The following is an 18,850-nucleotide window of genomic DNA, read 5'->3' as shown; positions in this document are numbered from 1 at the left end:
TTGCGAGTTCTTCAGACGGCGTAAAATCAAGATGGGGGACCCGGTTTTTGTAAACTCCTTCCTAAGAGCGTATCAGAGGAAGGAGTTGAATCCGGGCGAAAAAAAGAAACTTCCGTTCAAAGGTCCGGAGCTTTGGCTTTGTCAAAAATGAGTTCCACTTGTGTCGGGTCGCCTTCCTTGTAGGCGTTCAGGGACTCCAGAGTTTGTTGATCCAGCATTACTTTTTCGGTGTTTTCCGGCCAAGGGAAGTCATCGGCAGGGAAGCGTGTCCCCATTTTTTTCATGAACTGAGTCCACACGGGCACGGCGCCGTTGGAGCCCGTCAGCTTATGTGGCAGATTGTTGTCATAACCCACCCAAACCACGGTGGTGATGTAAGGTGTGAAGCCCGCAAACCACGCATCTTTGTTGTCGCTGGTTGTTCCGGTTTTACCTGCGGCGGGATTAAAGAAGCCATTCAAAGTGATAGAGCGGGCGGTTCCGGACAAAATGGTTTGTTTCATCATACTGACCAGACTTGCCACCGCTGCAGGATCAACTGTTGGTGTCGGACGCGGGTTGTGGACATAGACTTCCTGACCATCAGAATTCAGCGCCCTGCGAATGAAGGACAGGGAGGGTTTTTGCCCCATGGCCGCCAGACTCATATAGCTTTGCAGAACTTCGCGGGGATACATTTCAAAGGCCCCTAATGTCATGGCCGGGAAGGATTTCAGCTCGGAGGTCACCCCCATGGTGTGGGTTACATCAATGATATTTCCAAGCCCCACCGCCAAACCCAGGGACGCTGTTGCAGCATTCAGCGAGTTTTTCAAAGCATAGAACATCGGAACCGAGCCAAAATATTTTTTGCCGTAGTTATCTGGCGACCAAGCTTGCCCTTCGTATTTGTATGTGAACTTTTCGTCGTTCAGCAAAGTGATGGGAGTATAGGGTTGATCCGTTTCGGGGTTGTTGTTTATCAGGGCCGTCAGGTAAACGAACGGTTTCATGATGGAGCCAATCTGACGATGTCCATCAATGGCGCGGTTGAACTGAGTCATGCGGAAGTTACGCCCTCCGACGACGACACTGACCAGACCCGTCTTGTTGTTGCCAACCAGCACACTGCCTTCCAGGATGTTGCCCTTGGCTTTCAAGCCAGCGATGTGTTTGTTGGACTTTTCAAGATTTTCCAGGTGATTGCGCAAAGAGTCCTGTGCGACCTCTTGAGCCTCCAGATCCAAAGCGGTGTAAATTTTTAGTCCGTCGGGATTCATGCCTTGGCTGGCCAGTTGTTTGCGAACAGCATCAAGATAGTAAGGGGCGGTTTCAGAGGCCGTGCTTCGTGGGGCCCCCGGCAAAGGTTGGCGATCGGCTTCGTTGAACTGTTCTTCGGAAATGTATCCATAGCCTTTCATTTTATCCAAAACCAGATGGCGCCGGCGTTCCGCATTGACCGGTTTTTTGAACGGGTTGTAAAGGCCCGGACTGTTGACGATAGCCGCCATCAGTGCGCACTCACTGATGTTAAGATCTGTCAGTTCTTTGCCAAAATAGTAACGTGCAGCCGCGCCGTAACCACGAACCTGGAAGGCGCCATTTTGTCCCAAATAGATGATGTTCAGGTAGGTTTCCAGAATCTGGTCTTTGCTGAAACGAGACTCCAGCAAAATGGACATGATGAATTCCTGATATTTTCTTTTTAAAGTACGTTCGCTGGTCAGGAAGTAGTTTTTCACCAGCTGTTGGGTGATGGTGCTGCCACCTTGAGCTTTTCGACCGGTGGTGATGTTTTTTACCAAAGCGCGGAAGATGCCTTTGATGCTGACTCCTCCGTGTTCTAGGAATTGCGCATCTTCGATGGACATGATCGCATTTGAGCACATGGGGGGAACTTCCCCCAGGCTGACGGTCTTCTGCATCAAGGGTTCGTTGCCGATATATTGAGCAAGCAGTGGGGCCTCGCTGAATGCCTCGTGAACCTCCACAAAGGGGGCGCCTTTGTAGATTCGAGAAATCAGGCGGTCCTTCTGAATGACCAGAACCTGCAAGGAGCTGTCACTTTTTTGCGTCGGTGTGTCTTGAGTCACCCAACCAATACAGGCCTCTTGGTTTTCATCAAGGCCGACTTGCAGGCGGGCTGCGCACTGTTCGCGATCGGCAATAAAGTAATCCCCCGGCAGAATCCGCTGATCAAACTCGCGACGGCGGTAGTTCTGACGCAAAAGTTGTTTTTCGACGTCGTTAATTTGCATCAGACTTTGTGTTTGAAATGTCGGCGGAGCTGCATAGAACTCGGTCGGCACAATGAACTTCTTGGACTCCAATTTGGAGACAAGTTCCTTTTCCAGAGCAAAGTAGGAATAGACACCAACCCCAAGCCCGCAGATGATTACAAGCGTCAGAAGGATTGTAAAAGCCAATAAAATAGTCTTTAATCGTGGTCGCAACATAGATAACAGCGTAGTACGAAACTCACTTGCTGAACAACCTTTGAAATGTTTTTCATTAAGTTGCCTTTGTGAAAGGATTGTTTGTGGCTAAGAAGAAATCTTCTGCAAAAAAAGCCAATGTAAAAAAGGCCGTCAAAAAGACGCCTTCCAAAAAAGCTCCCGTAAAAAAATCATCCGCAACCAAGAAAGCGGCACCTAAAAAGGCGGCTGTGAAAAAGTCCGTCACTAAAAAAACGGTTGCTAAAAAGCCGGCGAAAAAAGCCGTGGTGAAGAAGGCAGCTGTCAAGAAGGCTGCTCCAAAGAAAGTTGCGGCTAAGAAAGCTCCTGTAAAAAAAGCAGCAGCGAAGAAGTCTGTGGCGCCGAAAACGGTGGCTATGCCGACAGCTCATTTGATCAAAAACACAGCTCCGGCAAAGAAATTGGATCTTAGCAACTTTGTGACTCCGTTGGATGATCGTCTGATTGTTCAGGTTTCTGGTGCGGAAAAGATGACTGCGGGCGGATTGTACATCCCTGATACGGTGGCGGACACCTCCGGCAACCTGCAAGGTTATGTCGTTGCGGCTGGACGTGGTCACATCAACAAAAAGGGCCATTTGCGTCCGATGGATGTTCAGGTGGGCGACAAAGTCGTTTTCTCTGAATATGCCGGTACTAAAATCAAAATTCAAAACGAAGACCTCATCATCCTGCGCGAAGGCGACGTGATGGGCGTTGTCTCTAAGTAAAGGAATGAAAATGTTGAACAAGAATCTTCTGAAAGCATTGGGTCTTTCTGTGGCGCTTTTGTCCCCAGCGGCTCATGCGATGTCTTTGGACTGGAGCGGCGGCTACCGTTTTGAATGGACAGAGGTGGATCGTCCGTCCTTGGGGACGCCGACAGAAAGAAAAGCCTACGGTACCAACTATCTTTACCTGAGTCCGAAAGTAATCGCAGCGGATGGTGTGAACGTTGTTTCCCGCTTCGATATTTTGAACAGTCAGGCGTATCCGAATTCTCAATTGGGTGATATCTGGGGATTGAACTCAGGTGCGCCTGCCAACTCTAACAACCAGGGCTCTGCGGATGTGAAGGTCAGCCAGTTGTATTTGACTGTGAACCAGGAATACGGCGCTCTGATCGTGGGTCGTTCGCCGTTTGATTTCGGTTTGGGCATGACCTACAGCTCTGGCAAGGGCATGTTTGATCACTGGTACGACACTCGCGACGTGGTTGCTTACAAAATTGTCGTGGGTGACTGGTTCTTTATGCCATCTGTTGGACGTAAGCAGTCCACAGGTTTTGGTCAGGGTGGATCTGTTACGACCATGGGATTCCAGCTTCAGTATGAAAGCGAAGAAAACAAGTCTCTTCTTGGTATCTATCAGGAAACAACCAAAGGTGTGAAAGAGGCACTGAACTATTCTGCGGATCAAATTGCTGCTTATGGTGGCGACAGTGTTAATTCCAACATGAACGTACAAAGAACCAACTTTGTCTTGGGTCGTGGTTTTGACTCCTTCGACTTCAAATTCGAAGCGGGTTTCCAATCCGGTGAAACAGGTGTGACAAATGGCACGAAAGACATCGGTTTGAACGGTTATGGGTTGGCGATGGAATTCAATGTTCCGGCAAAAGAATCCAAATGGGACTACAGAGTTCGTTTGGGTATGGCAACAGGGAATGACTCTTCCAATGACTTTGGTGGATATGCTTTCAACCGCAACTATGACGTGGCAATGCTTCTTTTCAACCAACGTTTGGGGCAAAAAGACTTCCTGAACACCAATGTGGTTAAAGACGGCACAATGAGCATCGGGAATTCTGCGGATGATGAATCTATCAGCAACACGATGTACTTGGCTCCGTCCGTGAACTATGCTTGGTCCGAAAGAATCGATCTTCGTAACACTTTGGTGTATGCACAATTGATGCAAACCCAAAATTCTTCTGTTGATTCTTCAAAAGATCTGGGCCTAGAATGGGATATCGACGTGGTTTACAAACACAGTGATCGTATCCAGTGGGTGAATCAGGTCGGATTGTTGTTCCCAGGCGAAGCTTGGAAGAACGGCAATGACAACCTGGAAAACGGGTTTACATTTGGATTTGCATCTAAAGCCGCCATCAGCTTTTGATTACAGCATGATTGCAACTTGTACGACAGCTTGATGACTACTTGAAACATCTTGTTTGGTGGTGAGCAGGGCCCGGGGGGCGAAAGTCCCCCGGGATTTTTTTTGCCTTAAAACAGCGTGGATAACCTCCGAGATCTTTGTAAGATCAGACTTCCAGGAGGCTATCTATGAAAACTTTCGCTCTATCGGCGGTCTTTCTATGGATTTCAGGTTTCACTTCTTCCGCTCAGGCTTGGACGGAAGTGGCCTATGAAACGATCTTTGCCGACTATCCTGTATACCAGCAGATTGTTTTGCGTAAAGGCAAGGTCGAGTATCAGGAAATCATGGTTCAAGTCATGAATCCGGGCGGCGCCCGCATTCAAAGAGCCGAAGTGATCACGGAAAACGGCTGGTCTTTACCTGCCTGGCGTTTGGAAGGCGATTATCGTTTTGGAATGCAGCAGTCCGACATATTCCAAAAATCCAAAGTCCGCTACGTTAGAATGTACCTGTCCACCCTGCGCCCTCGTGAACCGGTTCGCCTGCGGGTGATGATGCGCTAAGTGATGTTCTGTGAAGCCATGGATACTCTTGCATAGGGGTTACTATACTTTCCAGGCTTCTTATTAGAGGAATTAGTTGCTCTTGTAAAGGCGGTGCAATCCATGAGTCGGAGTATGTGCTAAATGTCGCTATAGGACCTTCTGTATCTAGCGTATACTCGATTTGAGAGGAGACGTTTTTTGGGAGTCCCCCAATAATGCCAGCGATAAACTTTTTCTTTTCTTCTGAAGATGAGTACTTCAACGATAGTTCGAGTAGTGCTCTGATTCCTATCTTTAAAGATTTATTATTTGAAGTAAACTGCAATAGGGTAGTTCTAATTTCATGTGAATCTATCAACGAGATCATGTATGGGTGATCCCATTTTTGATATCTTATTGCTGCTATGATGTATCTTTTAATAGCCTCTTTTATGTATGCTGTCGCGAGGGACTGTACGCAGTGGTTTTGCAACAGAGTAGCAGCAGTTTGGCTGCTTTGACCTGTGTTGTCAGCCATGAAAGAGTCCAGTGTTATGATGTCATTGCAGCTCATTCCCAGATCTTGTAGAGATTTCCATGTGTTCTCTAATGGCACAGGTTGGATAATTGTGTCTTTATAGAGTTTAAGACCCCAGCTTCCGACCAATGCTGCGTTTAGCTTTGAGGTGAGCATGAGCTCATAGGGTTTAGATGCAGAGGATGAACCTTTATGAAAGGGAGAAGCCCCTGCTTTCAGTAGCAAGTATACGATACTGCCGTTTCCTCTGATTAGAGCGGTTTCTAGTAAAGTTTTCCCATCTGATTCTAGAGTCGATAGCTCATGAGCTGGATGTGATTTTAAAAGAGCGGCGAGGTCTTCCACAGACGACGACAAAACAGAATGAAAAAGAGGATTTTCTCTGGTTTTGGCAGCTATTGGAGCATTGGTTTGATCTTCTTTTTTAAAGGCACATGAGCAAGATAACCCGACAAATGCAATAATTAGGCAGAGCTGTAAGAATCTGATCATCTTGGCTCCATATCCGGCACCTGCCAAAATATCCCTGGTTGTTCAGAAAGAGCATCGTTCATGATATCTACCAAAGTTGGATCTTTCAGAATCTCTTCATAAGTTACAATTCGTTCTGCATTTTGAAGATCTTTGCAGTCAGAGCTGCAAATCGCTATTGCATTGCTTTTTGACCAGTTGCTTAGATCCTGGATCTGCGCCGCTAATGACTCATGCTTTGGAGGAATACGACTGTTTCTCCATACTATAAGTGCCGCCGGACTAATATGATAGGTACTGTCCTCCGTATCAAATCTATAGCTGATGATAGAGGGGTGAGATTTGACAGAGAAGAATTTCAGTAGGGAAAAGTGAGGGTTTTCCGAGCTCAGTTGAGTATTAAGTTCTTTGATAAAAAGTTTCGAGGCAGTCTCTTTCTGTTTGGCTGTCAACTCACTGTCTAGGGATGGAGTAGCGATTATTTTCTCGACAATAGACAGAGGAAATTTTGGGTAAAGCTGAAAAAGGCTATCGAATATTATGGTAAGAGGTATATTTAATGTCAGAACCTTACGAAGATAGCCATCGGGATCTTGCGTGATAATTGACTTGATATTCGCTTTTATTTGCGAGACTGCCCGGGAACTGGTGAGGAAAGATTCAATTCTTAGGGAGTCGGTCTCTCCTTTTTTTACAGTTAGGTATGTGTCGTAAAGAGATCGTCCTGTTATTTTGTTCTTAATAAATGGAGACGCCCCTGCTGAAATAATTGCATCAGTGATTTCTGCATTCCCTCTATAAACAGCGGTTTCAAGGGGTGTGCTTCCGTCAGGAAAATGAGTGTTTATTTCTAGTTCTGACTTTGTCTTCAGAATGACATTTAGGTCTGAAAATGAGGAATAGAGAATTGAATGCTGAAAGGAGTTTGCATTCTTGAGTTCAGTAGATACAGGCTCTGCTGGCGTATGTTTATCCTTTGAAAAAGAACAACCCATCAAAATAGTCATCACTGCTAGTGAAATAGAAATGACTCTTTTCATGTTTTTTCTCCTTTCAGAAGGACAAGGGTCCATCGTGGACCCTTGGGAGGATTGGAATTGGTAATATCTTATTGTGTGCGACCGCGGATCTGTTGTCTCATTTGTAGAGCTTCCGCCGTTGCTTCACGAGGAGTTCCGAAGGACACTCCGCCGCCACTTGTGCTTAGCGGAGCCGACAGAGTAGACCCAGTTCTAGTTGATACGGGGTTTGTTGCTGCCGGAGCGGTTGTTCCCTGTTGAGGAATCACACCAATCTGAGTAGTCGGAACTTGAACTTGGCCAGGAATGGTGCCGATGCTTACACCGCGACCTGGATTTTGTAGTCTAGTACTTAGGTCAATAGATTGTGATGTCGGAACATTTTGCATGAAAGTGCTATCTTTTCCACTCAAGATTTGGGAAACAGCATTGCTGATCTCAAGCAGATATTTGTTGTAAGCTGTTGCTTGATCGGAGGTGATATTCTTTTCAGAACGAGCTTCTCTCAATGCGCTAGCTGAGTTAGAGATCAGCATGTCACGCAGGGAATTTACTTCCGGCATGCGGTGAAGCGCTTCATTTGAAAGGAAAAGACCTTCGTTTGTGCCTTTGCTTTGTTCTGCCTGAACGCGAACCTCTTTGTATTGAATAAGTTCTCTTTTTAGAATCTCAGCTTGAAGTGCAACAGCCTTCTGACGCACGACTTCGAACTTTTCCGGAGTGTCTCTCAAAATATCTGCTGAAGCGTCTGCGGCCTTATTTAGAGCCTCGCGTACTTGCTGTGTCGGGTTTTCGAACTCCAGCATATCATTGTAATATGTTGGATCGATCTGAGCTCTTCTCACCGTGGCGCTGATATGTCTGGCTTTTGCAATATCAGAAGCGATGCGAGATTGAATCTCTTCGTTGTAGAACTCCAAAGCTTGTTTAGCTGTGATATTTTTAGCTTTATTCTTGTCATTCAAGATATCAAGATACTTATCGCTGATACAGCTCACATCGGCTTCGTCTGTATAGGATGCAGCTTCACAATCTTTGATGATGTTTCTAAACGGGTCGACAACTTTCTTTTTCACTACAACTTCTTCTTTTTCCTCAACCGCATCTTCTTCTTCCACTTCCACTTTCTTTACGACTTTCTTTTTGGAAGCGGCAGAGTCTTTGGCAAGTTGCTTCATCAATTCCACGTTGAGGGAATCGATATCGGATTTGTTTTTAACACTCAAAGTAATGGTGTCATATCCGCATTTGCCTTCGCAGATTTTACCTTCAGTTGTTTTCTTTGGAACCAGGGCCAGGACTTCCTCATCCCCATTATCAATGTATTTAACGGGCATGACACCGTCAGCGGTGTACACCTTGCTTTCCATCAGATCGCCGCTTGTGGAAGCGAAGTCTGCGGAAGCAATCCCGTCAGAGTGAGAGTTGAAAGATACATTAACACCTAGAGCAGCCAGTAAGGCTGTCGTTAGAACCCATTTCTTTTGTGGGTATGTGAATTTCATAAGTCCTCCTATATGAAGGGAGCATCCAGTCCCTTTTATCTACACAGATGTAAAGCGAAGGCCGGGCCAAAACGGGGTGCCTATGCCAGAGGTTCTAAGCGCATGGAATGTCTAAGGGTTCTCATGTTGAGAAAGCAGATTTGCCAAAGGGCGACTGTAAAACTTGTGGTGTCCCACCCTGAGAATGGGTAAAAACCACGAATTTTCAGCTAGTTATAAGAGTCAAAGGGGACTGTGCGAGATTCCTTGAAAAGCGCCCCTTTCGGTCACTTTTTGCAAGGTAAAGGGCCTTCTCCTTGCTAAATAGAGCCATTTCCTTCATAAAACAGCCATGAAGTTTCATTTCCCGCGAAGCCCGCGCCCAGAATCTATTGCAGAATCCGATTGGAATAATTGGACCTGGCAGCTTCGTCATTCACTTAAAACGCAGGATGACTTTGCGGCTCACTTCGATTTGAACGAAGATGAAAAAGCGGCGTTTGTCGGTGGGAAAGAACTCTTCAATGTTCGAACGACGCCTTATTATGCAAGCCTTGCCAAGCAAGGTCCCGACGGGCAATCGTTGCGCCAGATTTTGATGCCACATCGATTTGAAATCGAAGAAGGCGATCAGCAGATGCTGGATCCTTTGGGCGAGCGTGTGAATAAAGCGGCTCCGCGTTTGATCCATCGCTATTCAGACCGCGTTCTGTTTTTGATCACGGATATTTGCAGTGTCTATTGTCGTTTCTGCACGCGAAAACACTTCACAGGACAAGAGCAGGCTTTTATCCGTAATGAAGAATACGAGCAGGCCCTGGCGTATATTCGCTCGCACACAGGATTGCGCGAGGTGATTCTGTCAGGCGGCGATCCGCTGACCGTCAGCGACAAGCAGCTGGATCGCGTTTTGACAGATCTGCGTGCGATTGAACATGTCGAGATCATCCGTATCGGTTCGCGTATGCCGGTGGTGTGCCCGATGCGTATTACTGACGATCTGGTGCAAATCATGAAGAAGCATAAGCCTGTCTTCCTGATGTCCCACTTCAATCATCCGGCAGAACTCACGGCGGAAGCGGTCGAGGCTCTGGAAAGGCTTGTGGATAACGGAATTCCGGTAATGAATCAGATGGTTCTGCTTAATGGAATCAACAATCATCCGGCGCTGGTGCAGGCTTTAAACCGTCGCTTGTTATATCTGCGCGTGAAGCCGTATTACATGTTCCAGTGTGACCCGTCACAAGGCACAGATCATTTGCGAACTTCTGTGGAAGATTCATTGGAAATTCAAAAAGAGCTGTGGGGGCATTTGTCAGGTCTGGCGATGCCGAATCTGTCTTTGGATATTCCCAACGGCGGTGGCAAAACTTACCTTGTTCCGAACTTTGAGGTCGGGCAGCAGGGGCGAACTCGCCATTATGTCGGCTGGGACGGCGTCAAAGCCGAGTACATCAGCCCTGCTCCGGAAAGAATCCGCAAGCCCGATGCTTCTTTGTACGAAGCCGAATGGGCGCACTTGAAAAACAGTAAATCCGGTCCTTCTTAAAAAAGAAAACTCTTTTCCTTCGCCCAACAGTCTTCTCGGTCTGAGACAACGGAGATGTATTCTTCCGGGAAAGAAAACAAGTTCCCGTAGAATAATCAGCCCTTCGCAGAGGTCGTGTCTTGTTAACGACCGGTAAAATTCGTTCCATAGTCTCGTGAAGTACTTTGCTGAACTCCCGAAAAGTTTTGTAAGGAACAAGTCGTCAACTCGGATGTTGGCGATGAACTGTACAGGGAGGCCGTGGCTATGATGATGACAGACTGATGGGGAAGTAAGAAATGGGAATGAGAGTAACAACCAACATTGCAGCACTCAACGCACAAAGAAATCTGGTGGGCGCGCAAAGAGTCGTTAATGACTCAATGGCCAAGCTCGCGTCCGGAAGTCGCATCAACAAAGCAGCAGATGATGCTGCAGGCTTGGCAATTTCCGAGGGCTTAAAGGCGCAGATCCGTTCCGCAGCTCAGGCACAGCGTAATGCAAACGATGGTATTTCCATGATTCAAACGGCCGAAGGTGGTTTGAACGAAGTGGGGAACATCATTGTTCGCTTGCGTGAACTGGGTATTCAGGCGGCTTCTGATACGGTCGGTGAAACTGAACGTGGCATGCTCAACAAAGAAGTGCAGCAGTTGACCAGCGAGATGCAAAGAATCGCAAAGTCCACGACTTGGGGGACGACGAAGCTTTTGGATGGCTCTGCGCCGAACTTCGATTTCCAGGTGGGAATTGGCAACGATCCGTTTGCAGATCGAATTTCTTTTGAAGCAGGTAAGCACGCAGCTACTTTGGATGCCCTGGGATTGGACGGTTTGGACTTCTCTACAAAAGAGGGAGCTCAAACAGCCTTGAAGAGATTGGATGATGCGCAGACAAATGTCAGTGGCACCCGAGCGTATTTGGGAGCTTTGCAGAATCGTCTGACATCCACAGCAGACAACTTGGGTGTGACGCAGGAAAACCTGTCCGCTGCCAACAGCCGTATCCGTGATACTGACGTCGCGGCCGCTTCCAGCGAGATGGTTAGAAATAATATTTTATTGCAGGCAGGAACTTCGGTTCTGTCGCAAGCAAATCAGGCAAATCAATTGGCACTCAAGCTGATTGGCTAGCCGAAACTCCGTTAATGAAAAGGGGGATCTCGTTTGAGATCCCCCTTTTTTTTATGCTGCTTTATGTCCTTCGATCAGATCGCGCAAATCTGTGATTAATCGGTCCACAGCCTCGGTCTTCTCGTTGAGGTCCCGAGCAATCTGGGACACCTGCTCAGAGGCTTTGGTGTTGTCCTGAGAGGTGGAATCAAGGCTGAGCAAAGCATCACTGACCTGTCGAATGCCCACTCTTTGTTCTTCGCTGGTGGAGGCGATATTCTGATTGTAGGACGATACTTGTTCGATGCTCTTTTGAATGGTCGTTAAGACATTCTGGCTTTGTTCAGCCTTGGCGACGCCATCTTGGATCGAGTGGGCACTAGCCGTTATGAGTTCTGAGATTTCTTTGGCCGAAACAGAGCTTCTTTGCGCCAGGGTTCGTACAGCGTCCGCGACAACAGCAAAGCCTCGGCCAGCTTCTCCTGCGCGTGCGGCTTCTACAGCAGCATTCAGTGCCAGTAGGTTTGTTTGAAAGGCGATGTCTTCGATGATGTTGATGATCTCCTGCATTTTGCGTGAGCTGGAGTTTATTTCATTCATCGATTGCATTAGTTGGTGAACTGTTTTCGAACCATCTGCTGCAGAAGTCATGGATTGTTCCGAAGCCTGCTTTGCGTGAAGGGCGTTTTCGTTGCTGATTCTGACAATGGACTCAATTTGTGTGATGGAGGCTGTGCTTGCTTCCAGCATTGAGGCCGCTTTGTTGGCTCCATCATGGACGGTTGAGCTTGCGTCAGAAAGGTTGCTTGCAGCGCGGTGGACTTCCGTGGAATTCAAAGCCAAAGCATCACAGATATTTTTGACCCTTCTTGCGATAGAGATCGAAGCCAGGAATGAAACAATTCCCGCAAGTGCGATGGCAACAAGAGAGAAAATACTGACCCATGATCGGGCATTCGCTTCGGCATTCTGAGCATTACCAGCTGAGCTGTCAGCATAGTCCACCTGATATTTTGTTTCTACCAGCAGGGGTTTGTAGATGGCTGCGGCCTTGACTTCGCAGATATCGCGGATCAAGGTGACAATCCGGTCCTCATTGTTTTTATAGTCCTTTGCCAGAGTCAGGACCTCGGTTCCAAACTCCTTGAACTCCTGCCAGCTTTTAAGGAACTCCTGAAAACTTTTTCGATTCTTAGATTGGCGGTCAATCTGAGTGTAGGCTTCTATGTGCTTTTCGAAAGAAGAGATTTGCATTTTGGATTGTTCAATATAGTGGTCTACATCCTCCTGTGAATTTCCTGCCAGGCCTATGCTGCGAACATGGATGCGGAGTTCACGGATGGTGGATCTTAAGTCGGCGAGCTCCTTCACAGAGGGCAGGTTGTCTTGGGCGACAACTTTGTATTCGGCACTGACTTTGTGAAGGAAGTAGAATCCGATTGCGCCGCTACTTGCCGAAAGCAAAGCCACAAACAGGCCCATTGATGTTAACTTTGCTTTTAAACTCCACGACTTGATCATCACATTCCCTTGAAGATGTTAAAATAACTTAACATCGCATCGGGTGATTGCCCTAGGGACATGAGCTAATACTTGACGGCATTTTGAATGCGTTGGCGAACTGGACGAATTCTCCTCTTACAGAATTGTTCGGCCAGCTATCTTCCAGATGATCGTGAAGCTTCCTCGGAGAGATCTTCGGGGGACGAATAACATTTGTGAGGTAAAAAAAAGCCCGGGGGTGCCGGGCTTTCTGGAACGCGATTGAATCTTGCAATTAGAAATTGAAAGAGTACACAACCGAAGTGAACGCAGTGCTAGAGAATGTGTCGCTGTCGAACCAGTTCCACGCCTCGAAGCGCTCAAGACCCAAAGCGCCAGCGCCGTTTGGAAGTTTCAACTGACCACCATAACGGAAGCTTGGGCCAACAACAGTTTTATCATCCATGCCATCCATCTTGATCATGGAAATACCAAAACCTGGCGCCAGATAAGCGGTGGCGTTGGAAGCTTCAACAAGTCTCAACATAGAGTGAGCACCGAAAGTAAGAACCTGAGGAACGTTGGCATCTTTCTTTTCAGTTTGCAGGAAGATGTAAGCACCCAAGGCACCCTGATCGTTGTCGAATTCCATTCTGCCACCGATGTTCAAAGCGGAGCTGGACATACCCAGGTTGATACTTGCTGTTTTACCGGAATAGGCAGCCACGTTTCTAGCTGCGAAGGACACGGAAGAAGACAATAGGCACAAAGCCACGATTAGTTTTTTCATTTAAGACTCCTTTAGTTTGTACGCCAAAGAAGTCTGTCAGGATTCATTTTTTTGGCAAGCCAAAACGCGCTTAGACGCGCTCCAGTCGAGCATATTTCACGACAAACTTTTTCACCGTATTGTCCGTGAACATGACACTGACCTTGAAGTTCTCGCCAGTGCCTTCCGTTGCGTAGACAGTGCCCACCCCAAAGGTGGGGTGTCGGACGCGCATGCCTTTTGAAAACGGAGCGCCGCCAGAACTGTCCCCATCGTAGTCCGGGAAGTCCTGCACATCATCATAGCTTTGACTGCGGGCTTTGTTGCGCTCAAAGCCTCCGCCACCGGTGTTGCCCCACTTGCCAGCGCCGCCGCCAAAGTCTGAATCGTAAGAACTGGAGCCATAGCGGGATACGAAGCGGGGAGCTTCGGCCGATGTTTTGAAATCGATCAAATTCTGCGGGATCTCTTTGATGAACCGGGATGGCGGATTGAACTGTTCCTGCCCCCAAACCCGGCGCATTTTTGCGTAGGTCAGCCAGAGCTTCTGGCGAGCGCGGGTCATGCCCACGTATGCCAAGCGGCGTTCTTCCTCGACGTCCTCTTCACTGTCGCTTTCAGCGCTGCGAGCACTCGGGAACAGATTCTCTTCCATTCCAACGACAAAGACATAAGGGTACTCCAGGCCTTTGGAGATATGCAAAGTCATCATTGTGACCGAGTTCTGTTCCTGATCCAAAGAATCCACATCGTTCACCAGGGCCATCTCTTCAAGGAAGCTTGTCAAAGTGGATTCTTCACCGCGCTCTTTGACGAATTGAGCAATGGCATTATCCAACTCTTCCAAGTTTTCGATCCGCGCTTGCGCTTCCGGGGATTCGTCTTTTTTCAGGGCTGCCAGATATTCGGTGCGATCCAGAACGATATGATAGAAGTCCACCAACTTGAAGTCCTTGGCGTTCGCTTGAAGCTCGGTCATCAGCTCCAGGAAACGACGAATCTTGCCGGTCGTTCCCGCATTGAACAGGCGTTCATCGCAGGCTTTAAAGGCCGCTTCGAACATGCTTAGGTTTTTATGGGCTGCGTACTCTTCAATCTTTTCGATCGTGGTCTTGCCGATACCACGTGCCGGGACGTTGATAATACGTTTCAAGGCAATATCGTCCGCCGGATTGATGGACAGCTTCATGTAAGAAAGCATGTCTTTGATTTCCATACGCTCATAGAAGCGCACGCCACCGACCAGGCGATACGGAATCCCCATGGTGCGAAGTTGTTCTTCCAGCACGCGCGACTGCGCATTGGTGCGATAGAAGATCGCATAGTCGTTATAGGACCCTTCGCCTTCATTCATCATGGACTGGATGGTCTTTGCAACAAAGCGTCCTTCTTCGTATTCGTTCTTTTCTTCGCGAACGTGAATCAAGTCACCGGCATCGTTGGAGGTGAAAAGAGTTTTATCTTTTCGTTGAGAGTTGTTTTTGATAACCGCCGTGGCGCCATTGACGATATTCGCAGAGGAACGATAGTTTTCCTCTAGCTTCACCACCTTGGCATCGCGGAAGTCTTTCTCAAAATCCAGGATGTTTTTAATATCCGCCCCACGCCAGCTGTAAATCGATTGATCCTCGTCACCAACCACGCAAAGATTGCGATGGGCAGAAGCCAGCATTTGCACCAGCAGGTACTGGATGTGATTGGTGTCCTGATACTCGTCGACCATGATGTAGCGGAACTTCTTCTGATACATCTGCAAAACATCCGGATACATGCGGAAAAGATCGTAAGTCTTAAGCAGCAAATCATCGAAGTCCAAACTGTTGGCTTTTTTCATTTCGTTTTCGTAGGCCTTGTACACCTGCACGGTCTTTTGATCCATCAGGCGCTTGGAGGACTTCTCAAGCCCGTCCGGTGAAAGTCCCATCATTTTCGCACTGCTGATGCGGCTTTGAAAGCTCTTCGCCGGATACATCTTGTCGTTGATATCCAGAGCCGTCATGACCTTCTTGATCTGACTGAGCTGATCGGAAGAATCATAGATCCCGAAGAAGGGTTTGTAGTCGAGCAAAGTGATGTGTTGGCGCAGGACACGCACGCAGAAGCTGTGGAAAGTGCTGATCCAAAGCTGGGAATGAATCATGGCGCCCATGTCAGACAGGATCTTGTAAATACGGTGCTCCATCTCTTTGGCGGCCTTGTTTGTGAAGGTCACGCAAAGGATCTCGTCCGGGGCGGCCACCCCTTGACCGATGATATTGGCCATACGGTGAGTCAGAACGCGGGTCTTGCCAGAACCAGCTCCGGCAAGAATCAGCAAAGGGCCTTCCAGGGTTTCAACGGCATCCTTCTGGGCGGGGTTCAGATTTTTGGTAACAAAATCAAGTACATCCATGGCGGCTTCCTTCACCTGCGTTCTCGGGGCTGTCAAACTTGTAGTGAGACTGACAAAGTTTGTCTATCTCTAAGTTTTTATTGAGGTTTTGGAGTTTTTTCACTATAACTATAACGCAATAAGTCAAGTGAGCGAGAGAACCCTCCCGTTTATAGAGCTTAGAGAGGACTTTGTGAAGCGCGTTTTTAGCCGGATCACCGCAACAATTTTAGCTGTCGGGACTTTAAGTGCCTGCGCTCCTCAGTCGGAAACGGCCGAGGAAAAAGGCACGGTCCGTGTTCTGGCTCCACAGTCGGATTCCCAATCAGGATATGCGCTAAAGACGGTGGATTTGTTAGGGATCAGTGATCTGCAAACCGTGTCCGGTAAATTTGTGCGCTTCTTTATGAGCCCTCGAATCGTGAAAGGCAAACTCACGGGCCGCCCGGCCGTCAGCCGTTTTATCAAAAACCCAGAGGGCGAGTTTATTCCGGCAAATGAGATGACCCAGCAGTTGGTGGCAATCTATGCCCACACTCAGCGACTGGCTCAGTTGGATGATGAGCTGGGGGCTGGTGGCATCAATAGCTGGCCGCGTGACGTAGGTGTCGGTGTTCGCGTCAAGGGTGGGCAGAACAACAATGCCTATTATGACGGTGACACGGATTCCATGCTGGTGGTGCCATACAATCAAGCGGGTCTGCCGATTGCGATCAATGGCGGAATTCTGGCTCACGAACACTTCCACTCCCTGTTCTACAAAGTGGTTATCAAAGACACAGCTGAAACCAAAGCCACTGCGCACACTCTTGAGAACTTCATTGGAACAACGTCGATTGTGGCCGAAGATCTGACTGCCAGAGGCCGGCTGAAGCCTTCTGACATTGAAGGGGCTGATCTGGAAGAGGCTTCTTTGCAAAAATACTATCGCCAAGCAATGCTGCGCGGTCTGAACGAAGGCCTGGCGGATTACTGGGGTTGGATGTACACCGGAAATCCGGACTTCATCGCACAGTCATTGCCGAAAGAAAAAATGAATCGTTCCATGAATGTGGATGGAGTCTTTGCGACTTACGAACTGCCAAGTGCAACCACAATTAAAAACAGCATTCAGGTGTTCTATAAAGCCGGTGATACCAAGAAATTTGAAAGTTATGTGACTGGCTATGCATATGTTATCGGGACGCAGTTTTCCCGCATGTTGAAAGGTTTTACGGAAGTTTCAGCCAAGGAACGCGGACTGGAATCATTAGCAGCCCGCAAGGACGTGGCGAAAGTGATTCTGCGCACGTTGAGCACTTTAAAGACTGAACTGGTTGAAGGTGAAGCTCCCTACTATCCTGCTGAAAAGTATGTCATGAGCTTTGCCAAGGAACTTCCGGAAATGAAGCAGGCAGAATGTGAATTCCTGGCTGGTGTTATGAATGATTCCACCGATGAGGCCAACACAAGATATTCCTGCAAGAAGAACGCGTCGGGTTTGAGCATTGAATCCAACACCATCAGCAATCAGGAAGTCGTGGAATGAGAGTTCTAGTTGCACTACTTATTCTGGCGATATCAGGAGGGGCTGGGGCTCAGGAATCCCGCATGAAGATCAAAGCTGAAGACACCGTGTCTTTGCTGGCTCTGTATCCCCTGACCTATGAAATGCGCTATGAGCGGGGTAATTCCCAGGATCTTGAAAGCCGTCAGCCTGTTAACTTCGGATTGGGCTATCACCGCAGTCGTTACAGTGTGCTTTTTGAATACAGTCATTTTTCTAATGAGACCGGCAACAGCACCTCGTCCATTGAACGAAAGCATAAGGACTTGTTGATGTGGGGGCGTTACAATCTGGTTTCCGGAGCCGAAGAGCATATGCGTGGCATTGTGTATCTGGGGGCGGGACTGGGGGGCTATGAAGAGGAAGTGATTACGACTTTCATGGGCTCCTCCCGCAGTGACAAGACCGGAATGAAAGTGATGGGCGGAGCAAGTGCTGGCCTGGAGATGTTTATGACCGGCCGCTATGGTGGCGTCTCGGCGGCTCTTGAGACTCGGGCTTTGATGGGCCCTGATTTTGATCCCAATCCAGTCTTCGGCGTTATTCTGCGCCTGGGTTTGGTTCTGCCTTTATAAAATAAAAAAGCCCCGCTTGTGGCGAGGCTTCTTTAAGGAATTTTAAAAGCGGTACTTCTAAAAACTATTCAGTGATTTTCTGAACAATTGCAGAGCCAACTTTGGCTTTCGTCACAAGCTCTGTGCGGTAAGCCTGAGCTTCTTTTTGTGTGGCGAATTGACCAACACTGACGCGGAACCAGGTTTTGCCTTTGATGTTCGCAGGAACATAGAAGGCGCTGTAGCCCTTGTTTTTAAGATCAGAAGCCATTTTCTGTGCTTCACCTTCATCCGCGTAAGAAGCCACTTGCACAGTGAATTTACCCACTGCGAACTGAGCGACATCTTTCGGCAAAGAGGATGGCAGACGGTCTTCTTTGGCAGCCACTTTTTTATCTACAGCTTCCAAAGAGGCCGGGGACTTGCCTGCTGCCACAGTTTTTGCCGCTTCAGATGGCTCGTGGTTCTGAGTCACTGGCGTCTTGTCGGCTTTGATGGGCATTGGTTTGTGCGGATCTTTTGGTTCTACTTTTGTTTCAGTTTTGCTTTCAGCCACTTCAGCGTGGTGGCCTTCAGCTGTAGGGGCTGTGGTTTCGCCAGCAGCGACCGGTGTGGTTTCGTCAGCTACAAATTCTTCAGCCAGTTTGGCAATTTCTTCATCTGTCATTGCGCCCACTTTGCCTTCAGAGGTCGGCTCAGAAGAAGGAACAGATGCAACTTCGCGTTCAGTGTGAGAAGACTTTTGCGGCTCCAAAGCAGATAGAGCGTGTTGGTTGTCACTATACTTTTTGCCGGCAAAAATACCGATAGAGAAGGACAACAAAGAGATAGAGAAAACTAATGTTAGTTTTACCACGACATCCATTTTAGAACCCATTTTTTCAATCCTCATAATTTTTAAACCCGCTTGAATGCTT

The 18,850-nt window shown here is 48.0% G+C and carries 15 protein-coding genes; 7 read left to right on the top strand and 8 right to left on the bottom strand.

Going from position 1 to position 18,850, the window contains the following annotated elements:
• Window positions 1-116: 116 nt before the first annotated feature.
• Complete coding sequence (locus ACZ5ZV_RS17595; RefSeq protein WP_464118516.1) at window positions 117-2,405, bottom strand: transglycosylase domain-containing protein; 2,289 nt, start codon at window positions 2,403-2,405, stop codon at window positions 117-119.
• Between the two features lie 113 nt (window positions 2,406-2,518).
• On the opposite strand from ACZ5ZV_RS17595, the gene ACZ5ZV_RS17590 reads away from it, so the two are divergent.
• The 3 genes from ACZ5ZV_RS17590 to ACZ5ZV_RS17580 all read left to right on the top strand — a co-directional run bounded on the left by ACZ5ZV_RS17590 (window position 2,519) and on the right by ACZ5ZV_RS17580 (window position 5,098).
• Window positions 2,519-3,163 carry a co-chaperone GroES gene (locus ACZ5ZV_RS17590; RefSeq protein WP_464118515.1) on the top strand — a complete coding sequence of 215 codons (645 nt, stop codon included), beginning with the start codon at window positions 2,519-2,521 and terminating at the stop codon, window positions 3,161-3,163.
• Between the two features lie 10 nt (window positions 3,164-3,173).
• A complete protein-coding gene (locus tag ACZ5ZV_RS17585; protein WP_464118513.1) occupies window positions 3,174-4,553 on the top strand; it encodes an alginate export family protein in 1,380 nt (459 codons plus the stop codon).
• 167 nt (window positions 4,554-4,720) lie between these two features.
• Window positions 4,721-5,098 (top strand): hypothetical protein, encoded by a 378-nt coding sequence (locus tag ACZ5ZV_RS17580; RefSeq protein WP_464118512.1) that lies wholly within the window; start codon window positions 4,721-4,723, stop codon window positions 5,096-5,098.
• Here ACZ5ZV_RS17580 and ACZ5ZV_RS17575 read toward each other — a convergent pair.
• From ACZ5ZV_RS17575 to ACZ5ZV_RS17565, 3 genes are all read right to left on the bottom strand, one after another.
• Complete coding sequence (locus ACZ5ZV_RS17575) at window positions 5,034-6,089, bottom strand: hypothetical protein (RefSeq protein WP_464118510.1); 1,056 nt, start codon at window positions 6,087-6,089, stop codon at window positions 5,034-5,036. The genes ACZ5ZV_RS17580 and ACZ5ZV_RS17575 overlap by 65 nt on opposite strands.
• A complete protein-coding gene (locus ACZ5ZV_RS17570) occupies window positions 6,086-7,108 on the bottom strand; it encodes a hypothetical protein (protein ID WP_464118509.1) in 1,023 nt (340 codons plus the stop codon). The genes ACZ5ZV_RS17575 and ACZ5ZV_RS17570 overlap by 4 nt, the downstream gene beginning before the upstream one ends.
• A gap of 68 nt (window positions 7,109-7,176) precedes the next feature.
• Complete coding sequence (locus tag ACZ5ZV_RS17565) at window positions 7,177-8,592, bottom strand: hypothetical protein (protein WP_464118508.1); 1,416 nt, start codon at window positions 8,590-8,592, stop codon at window positions 7,177-7,179.
• 331 nt (window positions 8,593-8,923) lie between these two features.
• On the opposite strand from ACZ5ZV_RS17565, the gene ACZ5ZV_RS17560 reads away from it, so the two are divergent.
• The gene (locus tag ACZ5ZV_RS17560) at window positions 8,924-10,120 is read left to right on the top strand and encodes a KamA family radical SAM protein (RefSeq protein ID WP_464118507.1); all 1,197 of its coding nucleotides are present in this window, start codon (window positions 8,924-8,926) and stop codon (window positions 10,118-10,120) included.
• Window positions 10,121-10,398: 278 nt separating this feature from the next.
• On the top strand, window positions 10,399-11,232 hold the full coding sequence (locus ACZ5ZV_RS17555; RefSeq protein WP_464118505.1) for a flagellin N-terminal helical domain-containing protein: 834 nt from the start codon (window positions 10,399-10,401) through the stop codon (window positions 11,230-11,232).
• Window positions 11,233-11,283: 51 nt separating this feature from the next.
• Here the strand turns inward: ACZ5ZV_RS17555 and ACZ5ZV_RS17550 are convergent, their stop codons facing one another.
• The 3 genes from ACZ5ZV_RS17550 to ACZ5ZV_RS17540 form a co-directional block, all read right to left on the bottom strand.
• Window positions 11,284-12,732 carry a HAMP domain-containing methyl-accepting chemotaxis protein gene (locus ACZ5ZV_RS17550; RefSeq protein ID WP_464118504.1) on the bottom strand — a complete coding sequence of 483 codons (1,449 nt, stop codon included), beginning with the start codon at window positions 12,730-12,732 and terminating at the stop codon, window positions 11,284-11,286.
• 256 nt (window positions 12,733-12,988) lie between these two features.
• Entirely contained in the window at window positions 12,989-13,483 is a 495-nt protein-coding gene (locus tag ACZ5ZV_RS17545; protein ID WP_464118503.1) for a hypothetical protein, read from the bottom strand.
• A 70-nt stretch (window positions 13,484-13,553) separates the two neighbouring features.
• On the bottom strand, window positions 13,554-15,854 hold the full coding sequence (locus tag ACZ5ZV_RS17540) for an ATP-dependent helicase (RefSeq protein WP_464118502.1): 2,301 nt from the start codon (window positions 15,852-15,854) through the stop codon (window positions 13,554-13,556).
• Window positions 15,855-16,026: 172 nt separating this feature from the next.
• Here ACZ5ZV_RS17540 and ACZ5ZV_RS17535 point away from each other — a divergent pair, with 172 nt between their 5' ends.
• Window positions 16,027-17,361, top strand: coding sequence for a hypothetical protein (locus ACZ5ZV_RS17535; protein WP_464118501.1), 1,335 nt, complete (start codon window positions 16,027-16,029; stop codon window positions 17,359-17,361).
• Window positions 17,358-17,954: a hypothetical protein gene (locus ACZ5ZV_RS17530; RefSeq protein WP_464118499.1), complete on the top strand. Its 597-nt coding sequence runs from the start codon at window positions 17,358-17,360 to the stop codon at window positions 17,952-17,954. Before ACZ5ZV_RS17535 ends, ACZ5ZV_RS17530 begins: the two co-directional genes overlap by 4 nt.
• A gap of 64 nt (window positions 17,955-18,018) precedes the next feature.
• Here ACZ5ZV_RS17530 and ACZ5ZV_RS17525 read toward each other — a convergent pair whose 3' ends face one another.
• Window positions 18,019-18,810 (bottom strand): SPOR domain-containing protein, encoded by a 792-nt coding sequence (locus ACZ5ZV_RS17525; RefSeq protein WP_464118497.1) that lies wholly within the window; start codon window positions 18,808-18,810, stop codon window positions 18,019-18,021.
• Window positions 18,811-18,850 lie beyond the last annotated feature (40 nt).

Source organism: Bdellovibrio sp. HAGR004, assembly GCF_055397015.1.
This window is presented reverse-complemented; position numbering and strand designations above follow the sequence as displayed.